At 64.5% G+C, this 21,437-nt stretch carries 20 protein-coding genes; 5 read left to right on the forward strand and 15 right to left on the reverse strand.

Going from position 1 to position 21,437, the window contains the following annotated elements; genetic code table 11:
* Positions 1-104 precede the first annotated feature (104 nt).
* The 5 genes from boxB to AABA84_RS18615 form a co-directional block, all read right to left on the reverse strand.
* Positions 105-1,556, reverse strand: a complete 1,452-nt coding sequence (gene boxB / locus AABA84_RS18595) for a benzoyl-CoA 2,3-epoxidase subunit BoxB (RefSeq protein WP_212243978.1) — start codon at positions 1,554-1,556, stop codon at positions 105-107.
* Between the two features lie 148 nt (positions 1,557-1,704).
* On the reverse strand, positions 1,705-3,393 hold the full coding sequence (gene boxC, locus AABA84_RS18600; protein ID WP_338312689.1) for a 2,3-epoxybenzoyl-CoA dihydrolase: 1,689 nt from the start codon (positions 3,391-3,393) through the stop codon (positions 1,705-1,707).
* Positions 3,394-3,503: 110 nt separating this feature from the next.
* The gene (locus tag AABA84_RS18605) at positions 3,504-4,028 is read right to left on the reverse strand and encodes a DUF309 domain-containing protein (protein WP_338312690.1); all 525 of its coding nucleotides are present in this window, start codon (positions 4,026-4,028) and stop codon (positions 3,504-3,506) included.
* 18 nt (positions 4,029-4,046) lie between these two features.
* Positions 4,047-4,865, reverse strand: coding sequence for an alpha/beta fold hydrolase (locus AABA84_RS18610; protein WP_338312691.1), 819 nt, complete (start codon positions 4,863-4,865; stop codon positions 4,047-4,049).
* A 260-nt stretch (positions 4,866-5,125) separates the two neighbouring features.
* Positions 5,126-6,667, reverse strand: a complete 1,542-nt coding sequence (locus AABA84_RS18615; protein WP_338312692.1) for a benzoate-CoA ligase family protein — start codon at positions 6,665-6,667, stop codon at positions 5,126-5,128.
* Positions 6,668-6,804: 137 nt separating this feature from the next.
* Between AABA84_RS18615 and AABA84_RS18620 the strand changes: the two genes are divergently transcribed.
* Together AABA84_RS18620 and AABA84_RS18625 are read left to right on the forward strand one after the other, a co-directional pair.
* Positions 6,805-7,713: a helix-turn-helix transcriptional regulator gene (locus AABA84_RS18620; protein WP_194404890.1), complete on the forward strand. Its 909-nt coding sequence runs from the start codon at positions 6,805-6,807 to the stop codon at positions 7,711-7,713.
* Positions 7,714-7,960: 247 nt separating this feature from the next.
* A complete protein-coding gene (locus AABA84_RS18625; RefSeq protein WP_338312693.1) occupies positions 7,961-8,353 on the forward strand; it encodes a group II truncated hemoglobin in 393 nt (130 codons plus the stop codon).
* 38 nt (positions 8,354-8,391) lie between these two features.
* On the opposite strand, the gene AABA84_RS18630 is transcribed toward AABA84_RS18625, so the two are convergent.
* Together AABA84_RS18630 and AABA84_RS18635 are read right to left on the reverse strand one after the other, a co-directional pair.
* Entirely contained in the window at positions 8,392-8,724 is a 333-nt protein-coding gene (locus AABA84_RS18630; RefSeq protein WP_338305947.1) for a PRC-barrel domain-containing protein, read from the reverse strand.
* 167 nt (positions 8,725-8,891) lie between these two features.
* On the reverse strand, positions 8,892-9,677 hold the full coding sequence (locus tag AABA84_RS18635; RefSeq protein WP_338312694.1) for an IclR family transcriptional regulator domain-containing protein: 786 nt from the start codon (positions 9,675-9,677) through the stop codon (positions 8,892-8,894).
* 111 nt (positions 9,678-9,788) lie between these two features.
* Here AABA84_RS18635 and AABA84_RS18640 point away from each other — a divergent pair, with 111 nt between their 5' ends.
* The 3 genes from AABA84_RS18640 (at position 9,789) to AABA84_RS18650 (ending at position 13,462) form a co-directional block, all read left to right on the forward strand.
* Positions 9,789-11,147 (forward strand): aromatic ring-hydroxylating dioxygenase subunit alpha, encoded by a 1,359-nt coding sequence (locus AABA84_RS18640; protein WP_212243964.1) that lies wholly within the window; start codon positions 9,789-9,791, stop codon positions 11,145-11,147.
* A gap of 193 nt (positions 11,148-11,340) precedes the next feature.
* Positions 11,341-12,777 carry a glutamine synthetase family protein gene (locus tag AABA84_RS18645; RefSeq protein WP_338312695.1) on the forward strand — a complete coding sequence of 479 codons (1,437 nt, stop codon included), beginning with the start codon at positions 11,341-11,343 and terminating at the stop codon, positions 12,775-12,777.
* A 325-nt stretch (positions 12,778-13,102) separates the two neighbouring features.
* Entirely contained in the window at positions 13,103-13,462 is a 360-nt protein-coding gene (locus AABA84_RS18650) for a hypothetical protein (RefSeq protein ID WP_212243962.1), read from the forward strand.
* A gap of 37 nt (positions 13,463-13,499) precedes the next feature.
* Here AABA84_RS18650 and AABA84_RS18655 read toward each other — a convergent pair whose 3' ends face one another.
* The 8 genes from AABA84_RS18655 to AABA84_RS18690 all read right to left on the reverse strand — a co-directional run bounded on the left by AABA84_RS18655 (position 13,500) and on the right by AABA84_RS18690 (position 21,422).
* Positions 13,500-15,752, reverse strand: a complete 2,253-nt coding sequence (locus AABA84_RS18655; protein ID WP_246549966.1) for a TonB-dependent siderophore receptor — start codon at positions 15,750-15,752, stop codon at positions 13,500-13,502.
* A 148-nt stretch (positions 15,753-15,900) separates the two neighbouring features.
* Entirely contained in the window at positions 15,901-16,680 is a 780-nt protein-coding gene (locus AABA84_RS18660; RefSeq protein WP_338312696.1) for a helix-turn-helix transcriptional regulator, read from the reverse strand.
* A gap of 239 nt (positions 16,681-16,919) precedes the next feature.
* On the reverse strand, positions 16,920-17,633 hold the full coding sequence (locus AABA84_RS18665; RefSeq protein WP_212243960.1) for an ABC transporter ATP-binding protein: 714 nt from the start codon (positions 17,631-17,633) through the stop codon (positions 16,920-16,922).
* On the reverse strand, positions 17,626-18,393 hold the full coding sequence (locus AABA84_RS18670; RefSeq protein ID WP_212243959.1) for an ABC transporter ATP-binding protein: 768 nt from the start codon (positions 18,391-18,393) through the stop codon (positions 17,626-17,628). Before AABA84_RS18670 ends, AABA84_RS18665 begins: the two co-directional genes overlap by 8 nt.
* Complete coding sequence (locus AABA84_RS18675; RefSeq protein WP_212243957.1) at positions 18,386-19,330, reverse strand: branched-chain amino acid ABC transporter permease; 945 nt, start codon at positions 19,328-19,330, stop codon at positions 18,386-18,388. Before AABA84_RS18675 ends, AABA84_RS18670 begins: the two co-directional genes overlap by 8 nt.
* Entirely contained in the window at positions 19,327-20,244 is a 918-nt protein-coding gene (locus AABA84_RS18680) for a branched-chain amino acid ABC transporter permease (RefSeq protein ID WP_028139755.1), read from the reverse strand. Before AABA84_RS18680 ends, AABA84_RS18675 begins: the two co-directional genes overlap by 4 nt.
* Positions 20,245-20,542: 298 nt before the next feature.
* On the reverse strand, positions 20,543-20,761 hold the full coding sequence (locus tag AABA84_RS18685) for a hypothetical protein (RefSeq protein WP_212243955.1): 219 nt from the start codon (positions 20,759-20,761) through the stop codon (positions 20,543-20,545).
* Position 20,762: 1 nt separating this feature from the next.
* Complete coding sequence (locus AABA84_RS18690) at positions 20,763-21,422, reverse strand: acyl-homoserine-lactone synthase (protein WP_212243953.1); 660 nt, start codon at positions 21,420-21,422, stop codon at positions 20,763-20,765.
* Between the last annotated feature and the right edge of the window lie 15 nt (positions 21,423-21,437).

The following is a 21,437-nucleotide window of genomic DNA, read 5'->3' on the forward strand; positions in this document are numbered from 1 at the left end:
CTTCTCGGCTCTATCACAACCGTCTCTGGAACACTGGATCCGCCCGGTCAAGCCGGGCGATGACAATGAGTGCGTGGCGCGGTCGTCGCGTCTCGCAGGCGCCCCTACGACTCGATCTTCACATACTCGAAATCGCCGGGCTTGTTGTCGATGCCGACCTTCGGCGGCGAAATCCAGGAGGCGAACTTGCCGCTCTCCGTGACGGGCTGCATCAGGGAGGTGATGAAGTCGCCGTCGGCGGTCGAGGGCAGCCATTCGTCCTTGCGCTTGGCCCAGGTGGCATCGTCGATCAGGAGGCCGTCGGGCGTGGCGTGCACGTCCTTGAACTCGCCGATGTGGCGGTGGAAGGCGACGTTCGGCAGCTTGAGCTGGAAGTCATAGCCGGCGGTCGAGATCACCTTGTTCCAGCGCAGCATGCCCTTGACGCAATCCTGGCTGTAATCGTCGCGCAGGCGCATGTTGAGCGCGGTCAGCGCCGGCTCGTCGACCAGCTTGATCTCGCCGTTGATGAACTTCAGCACCGGATAGGTGGCGTTCTTGAGCTGGTGGTCGTCCTCGATCTGGGTCTCGTGATAGCGGCCCTTGATGCCGGCGTTGAAGGCGTTCGCCGCGTTGGTCGAGACTTCCGAGCCGAACAGATCGAGCGACAGCGTGTAGTGCAGGTTCAGCTTCTTCTGGATGGTCGGCAGGTCGATCACCCCGAGCGCGCGGACTTTCGCGATGTCGGTGGGATCGGTGATGCCGGCCTCGCGCATCGCATCGCAGGTGCGCTGCACGACGCGGGTGATGCCGGTCTCGCCGACGAACATGTGGTGCGCTTCCTCGGTCAGCATGAAGCGGCAGGTGCGCGACAGCGGATCGAAGCCGGACTGCGCGAGGCTGTGCAGCTGCATCTTGCCGTCGCGGTCGGTGAAATAGGTGAACATGAAGAACGACAGCCAGTCCGGCGTTGCCTCGTTGAAGGCGCCGAGCATGCGCGGCGCGTCGGCATCGCCGGAGCGGCGGCGCAGCAAATCATCGGCTTCTTCGCGGCCGTCGCGGCCGAAATATTTCTGCAGCAGGTAGACCATCGCCCAGAGATGGCGGCCTTCCTCGACATTGACCTGGAACAGGTTGCGCATGTCGTAGAGCGAGGGCGCGGTCTTGCCGAGATGGCGCTGCTGCTCGACCGAGGCAGGCTCGGTGTCGCCCTGAATCACGATCAGGCGGCGCAGCATGGCGCGATGCTCGCCCGGGACTTCCTGCCAGGCCGGCTCGCCATAATGCTCGCCGAACGGCACGACGCGGTTCTCTTCCTGCGGCGCAAGCAGGATGCCCCAGCGATAGTCGGGCATGCGGACATAGTCGAACTTCGCCCAGCCGCGCGGATCGACCGAATAGGCGGTGCGCAAATAGACCAGCGATTCCTGGAAGCCTTCAGGCCCCATGTCGCTCCACCAGTCCATGTAGCCGGGATGCCAGCCTTCCAGCGCTTTGAGCACCTGGCGGTCTTCGGCGAGATTGACGTTGTTGGGAATCTTGGTCGAGTAGTCGACGTTCATGATGTTCATGTTCATGGCCGTGCTCCTTGCTCCCTGTCGTGTCCCGGACGCAGTGCGGCGCGATGTGCTGCACTGCTGAGCCGTGACCTGTGTCTGGTCCGTCTGGGTCCCGGTTCTGCGTCGCACCGCTTCGCGTTGCGTCGCGCCCGGGACACGAAAGTCGCTAAACCCGCGTCATATCGAATTTCGGCTTCTGCCCGCTGCCATAGCGGCGCAGCGCGCCTTCCTCGCCGACCGCGTTGGGGCGCTGGAAGATCCAGTTCTGCCACGCGGTCAGGCGCGAGAAGATTTTCGATTCCATCGTCTCCGGGCCGACGAAGCGCAGGCTGGCTTCCATGCCGGTGAGGCTGTCGGGCGAGAAGCTGGCGCGTTCCTCCAGGAACACGCGGACCTCGTCGTCCCAGTCGATGTCGTCGAGCGCGAAGGTGACGAGGCCGAGCTCTTCGGCCTGTTCGGCATCGAGCGCGGTGCCCATCGTGGCCTCGGCGCGTTCCACATCGGAGGGATCGGCCTGGAAGCGCGACTCCAGCCGGGTCAGGCCGTGGCTCATCGGATAGGGGCCGAAATTCATCGCCGAGAGCTCGATCGAGGGCGGCGGACGGTTGTCGCCCTGGCGCGTGCCGATCAGCATGTAGGAGCGATCGGCGGCGAAGACGAGCTCGGCCAAGGTGCCGGCGAAGCAGGAGCCGGGCTCGACCAACGTCACCAGCGTGCGCGAGGTGACGTCGATGCGCTTGAGCACGCGCTTCCAATAGTGGCGGATTTCGTTGACCAGCCAGTGCGCCTTGTTGGCTTCGAGGAACGCGTCGTGCGCGAGCACATGGGCACGGTCGCCATGGCTCTTGAACACCAGCATGGCGATCTCGAGCTCGTTGATGCGCAGATGAAGGATGGCGTCATCGAGCTCGCGCGCGACCTGGAGCGGCCAGAACGAAGCGCCCTGCGCCATCATGCCGTCGATGTCGGCGGGCGGCGCGGCCTCCGGCGCCTTGATCGCAATCGTGGCGATGCGGGCGGCACGGTCGATGTCGACGGTGACGAAGCCGTAACGGATGCTGGTCGCGTCGATCGCGCGCTTGAGCTGTGTCAGCGCGATGCCCTTGCCGCTGCCCTTGCGCTTCGAGGCGGCCGCAAATTCCCTGGCACGCTCGGCGATCTTGCCTTCGAGCTTCGAGTTCGGCGCGATCTCGTCGACGAGGCGCCACTGCACGGCGCGCTTGCCCTTCACGCCCTCCTCGATGGTGCAGAAGAAATCGGCATGGTCGCGGCGCACCTTGCGCTTGTCGACGACGCGCGTCAGCCCGCCGGTGCCCGGCAGCACCGCGAGCAGCGGCACTTCGGGCAGCGCCACCGAGGAAGCGCCATCGTCGGCGAGGATGATGTAGTCGGTCGCGAGCGCCAGCTCATAGCCGCCGCCGGCGGCAGAGCCGTTCACCACGGTGATGAAGCGCTGGCCGGAATTCTCCGACGAATCCTCCATGCCGTTGCGGGTCTCGTTGGTGAACTTGCAGAAGTTGACCTTGTGGGCGTGGGTGGAGCCCGCGAGCATGCGAATGTTGGCACCGGCGCAGAACACGCGGTTCTTGGCCGAGCGCAACAGCACGACCTTGACCTCGGGATGCTCGAAGCGCAGGCGCTGGACCGCGTCCGCCAGCTCGATGTCGACGCCGAGATCGTAGGAATTGAGCTTGAGCAGATAGCCCTCGAACAGGCCGCCGTTCTCGTCGACGTCCATGGTCAGCGTCGCGACGTCACCCTCGACCGCGAGCTTCCAGTGCTTGTAGCGGGACGGTTCGGTCTGGAAATCGATGAATGTCGCGCCGCCTGCGAGGCGCCGATCTTCCCCGGCCATGGGCCACCCTTGAGCTCGTTTTGGTTTACCGTTAGATGCACAATAGTGCATCTTTTTGAATGCGTCTAGCCCTTAACTGCTCATGCATGCACTTTGTTTCATGCAGTCGGTCAGGACCGCACAATCGCGCCAAGCGCGATCCAGTCGGCCTTCGACAGCTGCGGGCGGCCGATCTTGGCCTGGAGCAGCGCCACCAGGGCCGCGACCGGAAAGCTCTCGACAAAACCGTCGCCGCCGCTGGCTCCCTTGCGCGCGCTCAACGCTCGCAGCTCCGCCAGCGCGTCGCCGAACAGGCGCGCGGCCGAATGCGCCTTCTGCATGCGCAGGCGCAGATTGGCGTTGGCGATATGGATGCAGGCGCGCAGCAGGATGCGTTCGCGGCCGCTCTGCGGGGCTGCGGCCCACACCGTCTCCAGCACCTCCTGCGCTTCCCAGAAATAGCCGCGGTCGTTGAGCGCGAGCCCGTAGCGCAGCGCCGGATGGCGCGCCGGCACGAAGCCGCGAAAGGCCGAGGGCACCAGCGCCTTGGCCAAGCCAAGCGTTTCGTCATCGGCCTCGATGCCGCCGGTCTCGCCCGGCACATAGGCCCATTGCGGCCATGGCAATGGGCCGGCCGCATGTGAAGGCACATTCATGGATGTGCCTCCGCATGGTCATGCGGCGCGTCCCCCGAGTCCCTGATCGTCGCGCAGGGCCGCTTTTGCAAATTGCTCAATCGCGTCAAGCGTCGCCCCCGGCGCTTCACGATGCGGGGAATGGCCCGCGTCTGAAATGACTTTAAAATCTATCGGACAGTAACACTCTTCCTGCGCAATTTCGACCTGACGCAGTGTCCCATATTGGTCGCCCGCACCTTGCAGGACCAGAATGGGAACGCGGATATAGGCCAGATATTCCGAGATGTCCCAGTCGCGGAATTTCGGATCGAGCCAGGCGCCGTTCCAGCCGTAGAAGGCGTTGTCGACGTCCTTGTGCCAGCGCGCGAGCTTGGCCTTCAGGTCCGTGGTCTCGAAGCTCGCCTTGATCGCGGCGATCGATTTCACCGAGATGTCCTCGACGATGAAATGCGGCGCGATCAGCACGAGGCCGCTGAGGCGATGATCCTGATGCGCGCCGGCATAGATCGTCGCGATCGAGGCGCCGTCGGAATGGCCGAGCAGCAGGCCGCGCTTGAAGCCGATCGCATCGAGCAGCTTCGGTAGCACGTCCAGCGCCTCGCGCTGCATGTAGTCCAGCGGACGCGGCAATGTCACCGGGCTCGACTGGCCGTAGCCGGCGCGCGAGTAGAGGAAGATGCCGGCGCCGGTGGCTTGTTGCAGCTTCTCGGGAAAATCGCCCCAGAGCCCGACCGAGCCGAGGCCTTCGTGCAGCATGACGATGGTGGGGGCGTCGGCGGATGGCGGCGCGAGCCATTTATATTCGAGGCTGGCGTCGCCGATGCTGAGGAAGCCGGTGGGGGTGAGGTTGGTCATGCTGTCACTCTTCGTCCGTCGCATTCAACGTGGGACGCCGTCACGCGCCACTTGCTCAGTCGTTCCCTCCCCCCTTGCGGGGGAGGGCTAGGGAGAGGGGTGCCACACGGGGACTCCCGATGCGACGAAGAACGTCTGGTGCGCGACGACGAACACCTTTTGCTGGGCTACCCCTCTCCCCCGCCCTCCCCCGCAAGGGGGGAGGGAGCGCAGTGGAGTTTGCCGCGACGGTGTCAGTCACCATCAACATGCGCGCTCGCTCAATTCGCCCCTTCCCGCAGCTTGAACCGCTGGATCTTGCCCGTCGCCGTCTTCGGCAGGGAGTCCACCACGTCGATCCAGCGCGGATATTTCCAGGGGCCGATCTTCTGCTTGACGTGCTCCTTGAGCATCTCCTGCAGCCCCGTCGTCGTTGCGCCCGGTCGCAGCACGACGAAGGCCTTTGGCTTCAACAGGCCTTCGGGATCGGCCTCGGGCACGACGGCGGCTTCCAGCACGGCGGGATGGGTGATCAGCGCGCTCTCGACCTCGAACGGCGAGACCCAGATGCCGGAGACCTTGAACATGTCGTCGGCGCGGCCGCAGAAGGTGTAGCGCCCTTCCGCGTCCCTGACATATTTGTCGCCGGTGCGGGTCCAGGGACCCTCAAAAGTGCGGCGGCTCTTGTGGCGTTGATTCCAATAGCCCTCGCCGGCTGAGGGCGCATCGACCAGGAGCTCACCGACCTCGCCGTCGGCGACGTCCTGGCCGGCCTCGTTGACCAGCCGCACCGCATAGCCCGGCACCGGCTTGCCGGATGAGCCGTATTTGATGTCGCCGGGCGCATTCGACAGGAAGATGTGCAGCAGCTCGGTCGAGCCGACGCCGTCAAGAATGTCGACGCCGAAACGCGATTTCCAGCTGGTGCCGACGGATTCCGGCAGCGCTTCGCCGGCCGAAGTGCAGATGCGCAAGGCACCGCCGCCACGTTCCGCCTTCATCGTCTCGTCGTTGAGCATCGCCGCGAACAAGGTCGGCACGCCGTAGAAGATCGACGGCTTGTAGCGGTTCATCAGGTCGAACATCCGCGCCGGCGTCGGCCGTTCGCTGTTGAGGATCACGCTGGCGCCGACCGACATCGGGAAGGTCAGCGCGTTGCCGAGCCCATAGGCGAAGAACAGCTTGGCGGCGGAGAGACACACGTCGCTCTCGCGGATGCCGAGCACCTGTTTGGCGTAGGTGTCGGCGGTTGCCTGCAGATTGGAATGGATATGGCGCACGCCCTTGGGCATGCCGGTCGAGCCGGACGAATAGAGCCAGAACGCCGGCTCGTCAGGATGCGTCGCGGCGGTGGCGAACTGATCGCTTTCGCCGTTGAGCTCCTCGGCAAGCTGCTTGTGCCCGTTCTGCTTGGCGCCGGAGACCACGACATGCTCGAGATCGGGCATGCGGCCGACCACGTCCTTGATGACGGGATAGAGTGCCTCGGAGACGAACAGCACGCGCGCGCGGCAGTCGGCGAGGATGTAGGCGTACTGGTCCGCGGTCAGCAGCGTGTTGAGCGGCACCGGCACGATGCCGGCGCGGATCGCGCCCAGGAACACGACCGGGAAGTCGATCGTATCCAGCATGATCATCGCCACGCGCTCCTCGCGGCGGACGCCGAGCCGGCGCAGCATGTTGGCGGCGCGCCGGCTCTCGCGCTGAAGCTCGCCATAGGTCAGCCGCGAGACGGTGTCGTCGAAGGCGAGCTTGTTGCCGCGGCCCTGCTCGACGTTACGGTCGAGCAGCCAGGTCACCGCGTTATAGGATCCCTCGCTCACGGACTTCTCCCCCGAATTTAGAATTATAATTCATAGAAAGACACCGCATTGGCTTGCTGTCAATGCTAGCAGGCATTATGTTTCATTAAAATGCGCCGCAGGACACCCTTCAAAGAGACATCCCTTAAAGAAGGCTCATGACCGACAGTCCCGACGCAGAATCCCGGTTTCTCGAACAGCTCGGCCAGCGCGTGCGCACCATGCGCGCGCTACGCGGCATGTCGCGCAAAGTGCTCGCCAAGGTATCAGGAATCTCGGAGCGCTACATCGCGCAGCTCGAAAGCGGCAAGGGCAACGTCTCCATCGTGCTCTTGCGTCGCGTCTCCGACGCCATGGGCGCGCATCTCGAAGATCTACTTCCCAGCGTCGATCCGACGCCGGATTGGCAGATGTTTCGCGACCTGCTGCGCAAGGCCACGCCTGCCCAGATCGCGCAGGCAAAAGATCTGCTCGCCGGCGGCAGTGCAACCGCACCGCGGCGCGCGCCGTTCTGCGGCATCGCGCTGATCGGCCTGCGCGGCGCCGGCAAGTCGACGCTCGGCCGGATGCTGGCGAAGAAGGTCGGCTGGAGTTTTGTGGAGCTCAACAAGGAGGTCGAGCAGCAGAACGGCCTCTCGGTCGCCGAGATCATCGCGCTGTACGGCCAGGAAGGCTTTCGCCGCATGGAGCAGGCGGCACTGCAACAGCTGCTCGCGCGCAACGAGCTGATGGTGCTGGCGACCGGCGGCGGCATCGTGTCCGAGCCTTTGACCTTCGACCAGATCCTAACCTCGTTCTACACGATCTGGCTGAAGGCCGAGCCCGAAGAGCACATGGCCCGCGTCCGCCGTCAGGGCGATTTGCGTCCAATGGCGGACGACCGCTCCGCGATGGCGGAGCTGCGCAACATCCTGCTCAGCCGCGAGCCCCTGTATTCGCGCGCGACGGCGGTGGTGGACACGGCAGGTCTCAGCGTCGACGCAGCGGCCGCGCGGCTGATCGATGCGGTGCGGCCCGTGCTGCAGAACGAAGCCCGCAGTTTTGGCTTGCGCAGCGTGGCGCTGTAGGTAATTGACCAGCCTCGGCCGTCATCCCGGACGAGCGAAGCGAAGATCCGGGACCCATACCGCGTGATCTATCAGTTGCGATCGGTAGAAGTACCGAACAGCGAGCCTTCGCCAAACTCCTCCCTGTGGTTATGGGTCCCGGATCTGCGCGCGCTTGAGGCGCGCTTGTCCGGGACGACAGCGGTGATTTTGCACGACCTCCGGCAACACTATATCAAAGCGTCACAGCGAGTTTTTTGGACAGATCATGACCTCCACCGACGTCACCACCATGTTCGAGCGGATCGGCGGCAGTGCCACGATCGACGCCCTTGTCGACCGCTTCTACGACCGCATGGACACGCTGCCGGAGGCGCAAGTGATCCGCGCCATGCATGCGGACGACCTCGGCCTGATCAGGGACGTGCTGAAGCGCTATCTCACCGAGTGGACCGGCGGCCCGCGGCTTTACTCCGTCGAGAAGGGCCATCCGCGGCTGCGCCAGCGGCACATCGGCTTTGCCATCGGCGATGCCGAGCGCAATGCGTGGATGCTGTGCATGCGCGGCGCGCTGGAAGAGACGATCGCCGACCTCGCTGCGCGTCAGGACCTCGACAAGGCGATATCAGGCCTCGCCGACTGGATGCGCAACCGGCCGTGACGCTGCTTACCGGGGCGTAGCCCATACTTCCGACGCGGCTAGATCGACCAGTAGTTCGGATGCTGGTAGGGCCGCGAGCGGTCGCCCCAATCGAACTCCTCGCCATCGACTTCGCAAGGACCGCTGCTCAATTGCTCCGGCGTCAGTTCGACCTGGAAGGCCTGACGTCCCGGATCATATTTGAGCGCGCTCCATTGCACGGGGTAATGGTGATGTGTCCCGAGCGGCCTGCCGGTCTTGATCACGGCGTAAGCGACCGTTCCACTGACCTTGTCGAGCATCAATCGCTCGATCGTGCCGAGCTTCGTGCCGTCGCCACCATAGACGGCGACGTGCTCGACGCGATCACTGGGAACCATGGTGTGTTGCATGGCGTGCTCCCTGGTGTTGTGTGGAGCGCATTATAGCACAGACGGCGGACTGTAGGGTGGGTTAGCGTCAGCGTAACCCACCTCTTTAGGTCTCGGGGCGCGAGAAGTGGTGGGTTACGCCAAGCGACTGCGCTTCGCGCAGCCGCCAAGGCTAACCCACCCTACGCTTACAGCAGCTGCGAACGCACCGACTCCGCGCCTTCCCGCAACAGCGGCAGGAAACGGTCGATCAGTTCCTGCGCCGGCACGCGATCGACGTGGGCGCCCATGTTGATGGCGGCGACGATGACGCCATCGTAGCGACACACGGGGACCGAGATCGAGCGGAAATGCGGCTCGGCCTCGCGGTCGACCAGCGAATAGCCCTGCGCGCGATCAGCCACAATACGCGCAAGCAGCGCCTTGGGATCGGTCACCGTCTGCGGCGTCAGCGCCTCGCGCTGCATCGCCTTCAGGCGGGCAACAAGATCGGCATCGTCGAACTGACCGAGCATGGCACGGCCGACCGAGGTGCAGAAGGAAGGCAGACGGTAACCGATCTCCAATCCGCCCGAGAACATGCGCGCCGGACTGCTGCGAGCGACGAACACGACGTTGTCACCATCAAGCACCGCGAGCGACGATATTTCGTTTGCCGCCGTCGCGACCCGATCGAGCACCGGCTGCAGCACCGTGACGAGCTGGTTGGATCGCAGATAGGACGCTGCGAGCGTCAGCACATGCGGCGTCAGCGAAAACAGTTTTCCATCGCCAGAGACAAAACCGCCGCGCTGGAGTGTGAACAGCATGCGCCGTGCGGTGGCGCGCGGCAAATCCGCGGCTCGCGCGAGATCGCTCAAGGTCATCGGGCCGGCCGTCGTGCCGAAGCACTGCAGCAGGCGCAGGCCACGATCGAGGCTCTCGACGAAATCCGTCGCACGCTCGTCGCTCTCGCTTCGCTTCAGCTTGGGCATGCTCGGGACAATCCTGCAAAATAGTGCTTGCTGCTGGTTCAAGGCATGTCATAATTCGCCCATTCGTTCAATAGGCGAACAAACGCCACTCCACAAAGGGATGTCCTCGCCATGATGAGCCAGGAGCAGAACGACCTGATCACCCGCACCGGTCCGAAGGACCCCTGCGGAAAGCTGATGCGGAGCTACTGGCAGCCGGCGGCGCTGGTGGATGAGCTCGCAGGCGATCGTCCCATCCGCCCCGTCAAACTGCTCGGCGAGAATCTGGTGCTGTTTCGCGACGAAGCTGGCCGCTACGGCCTGATCGACCGTCACTGCGCCCATCGCGGCGCCGACCTCGCCTTCGGGCGGCTCGAGCACGGCGGCCTGCGCTGCGCCTTCCATGGCTGGCTGTTCGACGCGACCGGCCAGTGCATCGAAACGCCGGCCGAACCGAAGGACTCGAAACTCTGCCAGAACATCAGGCAGCGCTCTTATCCTGTGGTCGAGAAGAGCGGCATCCTCTGGGCCTATCTCGGCGAGGGCGCCCCGCCCGCATTCCCGGAGATCGACTGCTTCGTCGCGCCCGGCACCCACACCTTTGCATTCAAGGGCCACATGGCCTGCAACTGGCTGCAGGCGCTGGAGGTCGGCATCGATCCCGCGCACGCCTCTTATCTGCACCGCTTCTTCGAGGATGAGGACACCTCGACCGCCTACGGCAAGCAGTTCCGCGGCGCCTCAGCCGGCTCCGACCTGCCGATGACGAAGATATTGCGCGAGTACGACCGCCCGATCATCAATGTCGAGCATACCGAATACGGCCTGCGGCTGATCGCGCTGCGCGAGATCGACGAGGAGCGCACCCATGTGCGCGTCACCAATCAGCTCTTCCCCCACGGCTTCGTCATCCCCATGAGCACGGAGATGACGATCACGCAGTGGCACGTCCCGGTCGACGACGAGAACTGCTACTGGTACGCGATCTTCACCAGCTATTCGAACCCGGTCGACAAGCAGAAGATGCGCGACCAGCGGCTCGAGCTCTATGAGCTGCCGGACTACAAATCGCGCAAGAACCGAGCTAACGATTACGGCTTCGATCCGCACGAGCAGCAGACCGCGACTTATACCGGCATGGGCAACGACATCAACGTCCACGACCAGTGGGCGGTGGAGTCGATGGGCGCGATCCAGGACCGCACCCAGGAGCATCTCGGATCGAGCGACAAGGCGATCGTGCAGTATCGCCGCCTGCTGCGGGAGGAGATCGAGAAGGTCGCAGGCGGCGAGAAGCCGATGCTGCACCTCGACGAGAGCAACGCACGTTCGATCCAGGGACCGGCGACTATGGACGGCATCGGGCCGACCCGGGGCTGGGAGACCTACTGGATGGAGGTCGACGTCAAGCGCCGCCGCGGCGCGCCGTGGACCGCACCTGTGCCGAAGGAGATCGCGGACAATGTGCACCGGTTGACGGCGGCGGAGTGAGGATGCCAATCGCCGCCGGCGGGTCGCGACGGCGGCCCCACGTTCTCCACTGTCATGCCCCGCGCAGGCGGGGCATCCAGTACGCCGCGGCCTCTCGTGGACACACGACCGTCTCTGGAATACTGGATCGTCCGCCTTCGCGGACGATGACAGTGTGCCCCATACTCTCATCGAGCGAGAAGGAGCAACCAAAGTGACTTTCGTCGCGCATCATGCGCTGTGGTCGGATGAGCAGAGGGACGCCGCGTCGCGCATGCGGCGCATCGTCGAGGAGAAGAACCTCGAGGTCATGCGCCTCGCCTTCCCCGACCAGCACGGCATCCTGCGCGGCAAGACCCTCATCGCCTCCGAGGCGATCGCCTCGCTGGAGAGCGGCTGCTCCATCACCACCACCATGCTGGCCAAGGACACCTCGCACCGCACGGTGTTTCCGGTGTTCACCGCGGGCGGCGGCTTCGGCATGAAGGAGATGGAGGGCGCGGCCGACGTGCTGATGGTGCCTGATACCACCACGTTTCGCGTCTTGCCGTGGGCGCCGGCCACGGGCTGGGTGCTGTGCGACCTCTATTTTGGCGACGGCCGCCCGGTGCCGTTCGCGACGCGCTCGCTGTATCGCAAGGTGCTCGACCAGCTCGCGAGCCGCGGCCACGATTTCGTCGCCGGGCTCGAGGTCGAATTCCACATCTTCAAGCTCGACGACCCGCATATGCGCCCCGAGGACGCCGGCCAGCCGGGCACGCCGCCGTCGGTGAGCCTGCTCAGCCACGGCTATCAATATCTCACCGAGCAACGCTTCGATCAGATGGAGCCGGTGCTGGAGATCTTGCGCCGCGACATCATCGCGCTCGGCTTGCCCTTGCGCTCGGTCGAGGTCGAGTTCGGGCCGAGTCAGTGCGAGTTCACCTTCGCGCCGAAGAAGGGCCTGGAGCCCGCCGACAACATGGTGCTGTTTCGGAGCGCCGTGAAGCAGATCGCGCGCCGCCACGGCTATCACGCCACCTTCATGTGCCGGCCGAAACTGCCGAATGTGTTCGCGAGCGGCTGGCACCTGCACCAGTCGATCGTCTCGCGCGCGAGCGGCGAAAACGTCTTCATGGCCAGGGACGGCAGTGAGCCGCTCAGTGCGTTTGGCCGGGCGTACCTTGGCGGCCTGCTCGACCACGCCCGCGCCTCGACCGTGTTCACCACGCCGACCATCAACGGCTACAAGCGCTACCGCTCCTATTCGCTGGCACCCGACCGCGCGATCTGGGGCCGCGACAATCGCGGCGTGATGATCCGCGTGCTCGGCAGCGCCAATGATGCCGCAACGCGCCTGGAGAACCGCATCGGCGAGCCCGCCGCCAATCCCTATCTCTACATGGCCTCGCAGATCCTCTCGGGCCTCGACGGCGTCGACCGCAAGCTCGATCCCGGCCCGTCCGCCGACACGCCCTATGAGACCAAGGCGCCGCTGCTGCCGAAGAGCTTGCGCGATGCGGTCAGCGCCTTGAAGGACGATCCTTTCTTCCGCGACAAGCTCGGGCCTGAGTTCGTCGACTACTACACCCACATCAAGAACGCCGAGATCGACCGCTTCCTGTCCGAAGTGACCGACTGGGAGCACCGCGAATATTTCGAGGTGTTTTGACGCCCTGCCCCGCGGATTCCTCAAGAGATTATTAACGGCTCACGCCCGCGTGAAGCGGCTTCGTCGCGCCGGTTCCGACGACATCGCACCGCTGCCGGACGAAGCCATTTTCCATCCCCGCGAAAACCCACGGAAAGACTCCTGCGCTAGGATTACTGCATGTGATCAACAGTGGAGTTCGATCATGTGGGACCAATTATTCAGCCTGATCTACCGCCTGTCGTGCCGGGCAACCTTGATCAACATCGGTCGGCACCATCTGGCGCGCTGAAACTCAATGGATGCGAGATAGGTAAGACGGATTGACCAGATTAGGAGCGTTTCCATGCGCAAGCTGATCCTGATCGCAACGGTGTCTCTGCTCACAAGCCAGGCCTATGCGGGTGGGTCGCGGAGCCTCAGTCTCGCAGCGAGCAATTCAAGGCAGCAGGCGAGCGAGCAGCCCGCCACGGCGGCAACGGTCTCGCCGCAAACCACCCAGGCGCCGTCGCAGCCGGCAAACGTCCAGACTGCGACCACCTCAGCGACGGCACCGGCGGCCACGACGGCACCAGCCACGAAGGCATCAGCCACGCCACCACCGCCACCGGCAAGCACGGCCGGAACGACCAAGCCGAAGCGGCGTCAGCTGTCCACCGACGCCCAAATCGTCCGCGCGCTGCATCGCCACGGGATCTATTGGTAAGATCGGCAGCCAGCTCCGGTCTTCGCCATCGCCATACTCACCAACGGTAGCCGAGCGTTGCGATGACGGTCAGCGGTGCGCCGCGGTAGCAATATCCGACCTGGCACGTCGTGTAGTGCAGATTGAACAGGTTCTTGGCGTTGACCTGGAATTGAAGGCCCTTCAGCTCCTTCGCCGCCTGGCCGAAATCATATTTCAGCGCAGCATCGACCAGGGTCACCGAGCTGTTCTTGAACGTGTTCAGATCGTCGCCATAGCTCCAGGACATGTAACGCGCGCCGCCGCCGATGCTCAGTCCCGCAAACGGGCCTGACAGCGGCGGGGCATAGTTGCCCCACAGCGTCGCGGTGTGCGGAGGATTGCCCGACGGAAACTTGCCGATCTGCGCGCTGTCGCCGGCCTGCCTGGTGACCATATCGAGATAGGTATAGGACGAGGTGATGTCGAAACCGCCGCCGAGGCTCGCGAGCGCCTGCAATTCGAAGCCGCGGCTTTGAATCTCGCCGCGCTGGACCGTCACGCCGGTCCCGGTCGTGACCAGGCCGCCGCTCTGGGTCAGATCGAACACCGCAGCAGTAATGAAGCTCCTCGTCCCCGGCGGCTGATACTTGACGCCGATCTCGGTCTGCTTGCCGGTGGTGGGCTTGAAGAAGGCGCCCGTGGGATCGACGCCGAGATTGGGAAAGAACGAGGTTGAATAGGCAACGTAAGGCGCAACCCCGGAATCGAATACATAGGTCAGCCCGGCTCGCCCGCTATAGGCCTGATCGGACTGCTGCTGCCGGGTCAGTGCGAACTGATCCTCGCCCGTGGTGCGAACCCAATCGCTGCGGCCGCTCAGCGTCAGGATCCAGTGGTCGAGCTTGGCCTGGTCCTGGATATACACGCCGGATTGAGTCTGCCGCTGCTGCGTCGAGGACGAGATCGCCGGATCGGGAATGGATTCCGGCGCGTAGACCGGCGCGGCCAGATTGAGAGGGGAAACCCCGAAGCCGAATCCCTGCTTGTCGTTGAATTTCGATGCCGTGTAGTCGGTGCCGACCAGGAGCGTGTGCTGCACCGGGCCGGTCGAGAGTTTCGCCTCGACCTGGTTGTCCATGATGGCCGATTGCAGCGTGTCGTGGACGTAGCCGGTATAGCGCGAGACGACATTGCCGACGGGAGCGCCGAGAAAGCCGACATAGCGCGTGACCGCATCGACGTCGACATAGCGGAATTTCTGGCGAACGGTCACGGCGTTGTTGAACGCGTGCTCGAACAGATAGCCGACGCGTCCCTGCTCCTGGTCGAGCGAATTGTAGGACGGGCTGCCGGTGGAGATGTCCGTGGTGGTGCCGGTCCCCGAGGAATAGGTGAACATGGACCCCGGCGTCTTCGATTTCTGGTAGGCGCCGAGAATGGTGAGGGTCGTCGATTGGTCCGGTTTCCAGGTGACGGCGGGAGCGACATAGACACGATTGTCCTTGCCGCCGGGCACGAACACGTCGGCGTCGCGCACGACGCCGGTCAGCCGATAGGAAAATTGACCGTTGGGATCGACCGGCCCCGAGAGATCGAAATTGCCCTGCACGCGCTCGCGGTCGCCGAACAGTGTCTGCACCTCGTGGAACGGCTGGCTGGTCGGCAGCTTGCTCTGCAGGTCGATCAATCCGCCGGGCGAACCGAGGCCGTAGAGGGCCGAGCTCGGCCCGCGCACCACGGTGATGCTGTCGGCGCCATAAGGCTCGGTCTTGAACACGCTGAGACCGGCCCCGACGAGGCGTAAGCCGTCGAGATAGACGCCGTTATAGGTGATGTCGAAGCCGCGGATCGAGATGGCGTCGAAGCGCGGATCGTAGCCGGAGGCATCGATGCGGACACCCGGTTCATAGCCGACCGCCTCCGTCAGCGTCTGCACGGCGCGATCGTTGAGCTCCTTGCGTGTCACGACCGAGATCGACTGCGGCGTCTCGAGCAATGGCGTGTTCGTCTTGGTGCCCGCCGAGCTGCTGCTTGCGACATAGCTGTTCTCGCTCGACGCGTTGGCGCGGCCGCTACCCGCCTCGCGCGTATCCGCGTTTCTGGCTTGTCCGGACCCGGCATTGCGCGGCGTCGCGATGCGGCCACGCTGCGATTGCGAGGCGCGCTGGGCAGATTGGGCACGCGGACGCGCCTGGCTCGGTGCCTCCACCGTGACCGGAGGCAATGTGCCCGCCGCTGAAGGCGAATTGGTTCCGGAGACCTGGGCGCCCGAGGGCGTCGCGTGCAGGACCATTCCCAAACCGGCGGCGCCCAGACCAGTTCTCACCATCCGTTCCCAGCCGGGCGTCTGCCCGTCGTTCCGCCGCATCGTCTTCCCCGAGTTCCGTGTTCAACAACCCGGGTGTAACCAGATCAAAGCGGCCGCCGCCTTTGCGCGCGCGCAAATCACCTTTGATCACACGTGGAGGCTTTCGAGTTTACTGATAGCTGTTCGGCGAATGGCCGAAGCGCCTGCGGAAAGCCGTCGCGAAATTTGCCGGATGGGCATAGCCGACCCGATAGGCCGCTTCGGTGACGGACAAGCGCTGATGAATCAAGAAGGCCCGTGCGGCATCGAGCCGCTGAGCCCTGAGATAGTCGATCGCGCTCTGGCCATATGCCATCCGGAATTTCTGGTTGAAGGACCTGCGGCTCAGCCCAGCGTTCCGCGCCAGTTCGTCGATGCTCCAGGGATAGGCGAGATCGGCATCCATCCGCTGCTTCACCGATTGCAACCGGGTCCATTGGAGATCGGTGGCGGAATCGGCCGCAATCCGGCCGCGTTCGCCGAACAAGGCGTGGACCACGATCTCGGCGGCATGCGCCGACAGCAACAATTGCGCCGCGTTGCCGGCGACCGGCGGCGAGAACATCTCTGCCGCGACGGCCTGTATGCGCGCAGACGCCCTCAGAGAGACGAGCGCGGCGTCCGCGACGTCGTTCGCAAACAGCGCCCGAAACTCGTCGCCGAGTCCGAGGCCATCGATCGAGGTTTGCGGAAACGCCAGGCCGATCGCGGGACCCTCGCCGGAGTGAACCGCGCGTTCCGCCGCGCCGCTCTCGCGCACGGCAATTGCCGTCATTTGCCCTTCGCCGCCAGTTGCGCGCGTCAGAATGCCGCGGCCTGCGCCACCATCGAGGGCCACCGAGATGAACAGGCCCGGCGCTGCGATCGCGGTGCCGTCGGCGCCGGCCCGAAACTCGCCTCTGACAAACACGCACCCCGGAAAATCCAGCCATTGCGCTGTCGAAGCGCCGGGCTGTGCGGAACCGATATCGTCTTGAGGCCGTCCGACAATTTGATCGTAGAAGTCCCGCATCGAATCCGCTTACGCCGCGGCTTGTTTGACCGCTGGCGGCGGCGCGCTCAAGAGCGCTGCGCGCGGTTTGGAGGGATTCGAAACTGGATTCGCTCGAAGAGAGTCCGCGCATTGCGCGCGGTCGGCAGGAACGCGCTTCAGATGCCCAGATATTTGTGCTGGAGATCCGGTTCCGCCAACAGCTGATCGGAAGTGCCGCTCCACATCGTCTTGCCGCGCTCGATGATGAAGTGGCGGTCGCAGATACGGGCGAGGTGGTCGACGTTCTTGTCGACGACCAGGATCGACTGCCCGCGGCTCTTGAGCAGCGACAGGCAGTTCCAGATTTCTTCGCGGATCAGCGGCGCGAGGCCTTCGGTCGCTTCGTCCAGGATCAGGAGCTTTGGATTGGTCATCAGCGCACGGCCGATCGCGAGCATCTGCTGCTCGCCGCCGGAGAGCTGGTTGCCCATGTTGGCGGCACGCTCGGCAAGGCGCGGAAACATCACGTAGATCGCGGCCAGCGTCCAGGGATTGGGGCTGCTGAAGCGGTCGGCGGCGGCCGCGACCAGGTTTTCGCGCACGGTGAGGTTCGGGAAGATCTGGCGCCCCTCGGGGACCAGGCCGACACCGAGCTTTGCGATCCTGTAGGAGGGAAGCTGCCTGACCTCGGCGCCCGCGAAACGAATGCTGCCTGATCGCGCCGGCGTCAGGCCCATGATCGAGCGGATGGTCGTGGTCTTGCCCATGCCGTTGCGGCCCATCAGCGAGACCATCTCGCCCGGCTTGATCGACAGCGACAGGCCGAACAGCACCTGGGAGAGGCCGTAGCAGGTCTCGATGCCGTCGACCTCGAGCAGCGTGTCAGCCATGATGCGTCACCACGTGCTGGTCGCCGAGATAGGCGCGCTTGACGTCCTCGTTGGCACGGATCGCGGCCGGATCGCCCGAGGCGATGACGCGGCCATAGACCAGCACCGTGATGCGGTCGGCAAGCGCGAACACCGCCGGCATGTCGTGCTCGACCAGCACGATCGAGACTTCCTTCCGCAGTTCCTGGAGCAGCTTCACCATGCCCTGGGATTCGGTGACGCCGAGACCGGCCATGGGCTCGTCGAGCAGCAGCAGCTTCGGCTTGCTGGCGAGCGCGACCGCGAGCTCGATCTGGCGCCGCTCGCCATGGCTGAGTTTCGACACCAGGACATCTGCGCGATGCAACAGGCCGACGCGATCGAGCGCGGCGTGGGCGGTATCGCGCAGACCCTTCTCCTTGCGGGCATCGGCGAAGAAGCGGAACGAGGTGCCGGCATGGGCCTGCGCCGCCAGCGCGACATTGTCGGCGGCGGTGAAGTCGAGCAGCAGCGAGGTGATCTGGAACGAACGCGCGAGGCCCAGCGCGCAGCGGCGATAGGCGGGCAGATAGGTGATGTCGCGGCCGCCCAACGAGACGCTGCCGGAATGCGGTTCGAGATGCCCGGTGAGCTGGCTGATCAGCGTGGTCTTGCCGGCGCCGTTCGGGCCGATGATGGCGTGCAGTTCGCCGCTAGCGACGTCGAGCGAGACGTTATCCGTCGCAACGATGCCGCCGAAGCGGCGCACCAGCTTTTCGACACGAAGCAGGGGTTCAGCCACGGCCGGCCCTCCCCAGCATGCCCATGATGCCGCCGCGCCCGAACAGCACGATCAGCAGCAGCAGCGGTCCCATGATCAGCGCCCAATATTCGGTGATCTGCGACAGAAATTCCTCCAGCAGCAGGAACACCACCGCGCCCATGATCGGGCCGAACAGCGTGCCCATGCCGCCGAGAATCACCATCACCATGAGGTCGCCTGAGCGGGTCCAGTACATCACGGCCGGGCTGACGAAATCGGTGTTGTTGGCGAGCAGCGCGCCGGCGAGGCCGCACATGGTCCCTGAAATGACGAAGCAGACGAGCTTGTAGCGCTTTGCCGGGAAGCCGATCGCCTGCATGCGCTGCTCGTTGGAGCGCAGGCCCTGCAGGACGAGGCCGAAGCGCGAATTGACGATGCGCCAGATCAGGAAGATGACGCCGAGGAGGCAGGCGAGGCAGAGATAATAGAACTGCGTGCGGTTCGACAGGTTGACCAGCCCGGAGAAGTCGCTGCGCTTGTAGACGGTGAGGCCGTCATCGCCGCCGTAGCGCGCCAGCCCCGAGGCGACGTAATAGGCCATCTGCGCGAAGGCGAGCGTGATCATGATGAAATAGACGCCGCGGGTGCGCAAGGAGAGCGCGCCGATCACGAGCGCATAGAGCGCGGACGCCGCGAGCGCGACCGGAAACTGGATGAAGCCGCTGCCGACGCCTTCCTGCGCCAGCATGCCGACGGCATAGCCGCCGATGCCGAGATAGGCGGCGTGGCCAAAACTCATCATGCCGCCAAAACCCATGATGAGGTTGAGGCTGGCGGCCGCCAGCGCCAGGATGATGATGCGGGTGAACAGCGTCAGGATGAAGATGTTGCCGGAAAGCTGCGAATAGAGCGGCAGCAGCACGAGGCCCGCCAGCATCAGGGCCGTGACGGCCTTGCTCACAGTGAAAGACTTCATCGACGGTTGGCCGGAAACAGCCCCTCCGGCCGAACCACCAGCACGATCGCCATGAGGAGATAGATCAGCATGGAGGACAGCGCGGGCGCGGCGGTGGAGGCAGCGGCGCCGCTCAGCACCTGCCGCAGCAGATTGGGCAGGAAGGCGCGGCCGAGCGTGTCGATCATGCCGACGAAGATCGCGGCGAGGAACGCGCCGCGGATCGAGCCGATGCCGCCGATCACGATGATGACGAAAGCGAGGATCAGGATGTTCTCGCCCATGCCGATCTGCACGGTGAGGATCGGCGCCTGCATCAGGCCGGCCAGGCCCGCGAGCGCGGCACCCAGGCCGAACACCAGCGTGTAGAGCAGCTTGATGTTGATGCCGAGCGCCCCGATCATCTCGCGGTTGGAGGCGCCGGCGCGGATCAGCATGCCGATACGGGTACGCATCACGCCGAGATAGAGCAGCAGCGCCACCAGCAGCGCCACCACGATGATGGCGAGCCGATAGGCGGGATAGTGAATGCCGGGCAGGATCGGCACCGGCACGGTGAGCCAGGCCGGCAGCGGCAGCGCAAGGCCGGCCGGGCCCCAGATCAGCCGCACGGCTTCGTTGAAGAACAGGATCAGGCCGAAGGTCGCCAGCACATGGTCGAGATGGTCGCGGCCATAGAGATGCCGCAGCGCGCTCATCTCCAGCACGATGCCGAGCACCAGCGTGGCCCCCAGCGCCATCAGCGCCCCGAGCAGGAAGCTGCCGGTCCACGCCGCGAAGGTCGCGGCGAAATAGGCGCCCATCATGTAGAGCGAGCCGTGCGCCAGGTTGACGAGATCCATGATCCCGAACACCAGCGTCAGGCCGGCGGCGAGCAGGAACAGCAGCAGGCCGAACTGCAATCCGTTCAGGAACTGTTCGACGACGAGCAGCATCAAGACTCTTTCAGGCGCACGCGGTGTCGCGCCGATGTTCGAACACGGTCGCCATCAGTGAAAGAGCTCCCCCTGCCTGTTCAAGGCGGAAAAATGGGTAATGGCAGTATCGTTCCGAGGCAAGAGCGATTCGACACCAAACATGCACTTTGTTGCATGCCGATGCATGCGGTCAAAATGATCCTGCAAGAAGGCTGCCGCGCCGGCTGGGGCAACCTGCCGCACCCAAACGATGACCCTCTCGCCGGTGGGCCGGCGAGAGGGCGCGACTTCGTCGGAATGCAAGGAAGGATTGCGTCTAGTGCGACGTCATCTGCTGGGGAAGTTCATCCGGTTCGGCGAGCACGCTGTTGGCCGTCGAGGCCTCCAGCGCCGCCATCCGGAACAGATAGGCGAGCGTCGCCAATCCGGTGTCTTCCGCCATCTGCGCCAGCTCGAGCGCCATGTCCGACATGTAGCCGAGATTCTCGTCCCTGGTCTGCGCCATGATCTGGCTGTCCCGCATCATGTCCGACATCTCAGGCACTCTTTCGTTGTGCGGCAGCAGCGCCGCAGAGGTTGGCACGGGCGACGGCGTCCAGACGCGGGCCGTCCTGGCACACGACATCCTTCATCCCGATACGTTCGCGCACGACATCGAGCGATTCCTGGCGGACCTCGATGGACGCCGCCATGGTCCAGGAGTTCTCGATCAATGCCGGCAATCCCAGCGGGGTCACGACGAAGCCGATGTCATGGAAGCGGGGCAACCACCAAGTCTCCATGACGAGACAGAGACGCTCGATCCCCTGATCCAGACAGAACTCCTGCGCCGCCGCCATCAATTGCAGATTGAACGCGCCGTCGCGGCGCTCGCGCGAAACAAAGAAGCGCGACCACTCCCAGACCAGCGGGTCCGAGGGGCAACCGCGCACCGCGGCGAGATGCGGGAAGATCTCACTCATCATCGTCGGCTTGGTGGTCGGATACAGGCGGGAGCCGCCGAGCACCCGGCGGTTTTCGAGAGCCAGCAGGTAGATCGCGTCCTCATTGTCGTAAGTGTCGATCTCGCGGCCATCGGGCTTGCGCAGCGCCTCCCATTTGCGCTCCTCGACGAAAATCTCGTGGCGCACCCTGAAATGTTGCTCAAGAACATCCTCGTAGAGGTGCCGGTTAACGGCAGAAATCACATGAATCATTTACTCCCCCATTGT

Source organism: Bradyrhizobium sp. TM239, from assembly GCF_036247985.1.
Classification (GTDB): Bacteria; Pseudomonadota; Alphaproteobacteria; order Rhizobiales; family Xanthobacteraceae; genus Bradyrhizobium; species Bradyrhizobium ottawaense.

Excerpts from the sequence above, each read along its gene's own strand:
- AABA84_RS18685 (WP_212243955.1), bottom strand. The coding sequence starts at position 20,761 with ATGTCGGACATGATGCGGGACAGCCAGATCATGGCGCAGACCAGGGAC.
- AABA84_RS18635 (WP_338312694.1), bottom strand. The coding sequence starts at position 9,677 with ATGCCCAAGCTGAAGCGAAGCGAGAGCGACGAGCGTGCGACGGATTTC.
- AABA84_RS18680 (WP_028139755.1), bottom strand. The coding sequence starts at position 20,244 with ATGCTGCTCGTCGTCGAACAGTTCCTGAACGGATTGCAGTTCGGCCTG.
- boxC (WP_338312689.1), bottom strand. The coding sequence starts at position 3,393 with ATGGCCGGGGAAGATCGGCGCCTCGCAGGCGGCGCGACATTCATCGAT.
- AABA84_RS18675 (WP_212243957.1), bottom strand. The coding sequence starts at position 19,330 with ATGAAGTCTTTCACTGTGAGCAAGGCCGTCACGGCCCTGATGCTGGCG.
- AABA84_RS18690 (WP_212243953.1), bottom strand. The coding sequence starts at position 21,422 with ATGATTCATGTGATTTCTGCCGTTAACCGGCACCTCTACGAGGATGTT.
- AABA84_RS18620 (WP_194404890.1), top strand. The coding sequence starts at position 6,805 with ATGACCGACAGTCCCGACGCAGAATCCCGGTTTCTCGAACAGCTCGGC.
- AABA84_RS18610 (WP_338312691.1), bottom strand. The coding sequence starts at position 4,865 with ATGACCAACCTCACCCCCACCGGCTTCCTCAGCATCGGCGACGCCAGC.
- boxB (WP_212243978.1), bottom strand. The coding sequence starts at position 1,556 with ATGAACATGAACATCATGAACGTCGACTACTCGACCAAGATTCCCAAC.
- AABA84_RS18630 (WP_338305947.1), bottom strand. The coding sequence starts at position 8,724 with ATGCAACACACCATGGTTCCCAGTGATCGCGTCGAGCACGTCGCCGTC.
- AABA84_RS18665 (WP_212243960.1), bottom strand. The coding sequence starts at position 17,633 with ATGGCTGACACGCTGCTCGAGGTCGACGGCATCGAGACCTGCTACGGC.
- AABA84_RS18625 (WP_338312693.1), top strand. The coding sequence starts at position 7,961 with ATGACCTCCACCGACGTCACCACCATGTTCGAGCGGATCGGCGGCAGT.
- AABA84_RS18655 (WP_246549966.1), bottom strand. The coding sequence starts at position 15,752 with ATGGTGAGAACTGGTCTGGGCGCCGCCGGTTTGGGAATGGTCCTGCAC.
- AABA84_RS18640 (WP_212243964.1), top strand. The coding sequence starts at position 9,789 with ATGATGAGCCAGGAGCAGAACGACCTGATCACCCGCACCGGTCCGAAG.
- AABA84_RS18650 (WP_212243962.1), top strand. The coding sequence starts at position 13,103 with ATGCGCAAGCTGATCCTGATCGCAACGGTGTCTCTGCTCACAAGCCAG.
- AABA84_RS18605 (WP_338312690.1), bottom strand. The coding sequence starts at position 4,028 with ATGAATGTGCCTTCACATGCGGCCGGCCCATTGCCATGGCCGCAATGG.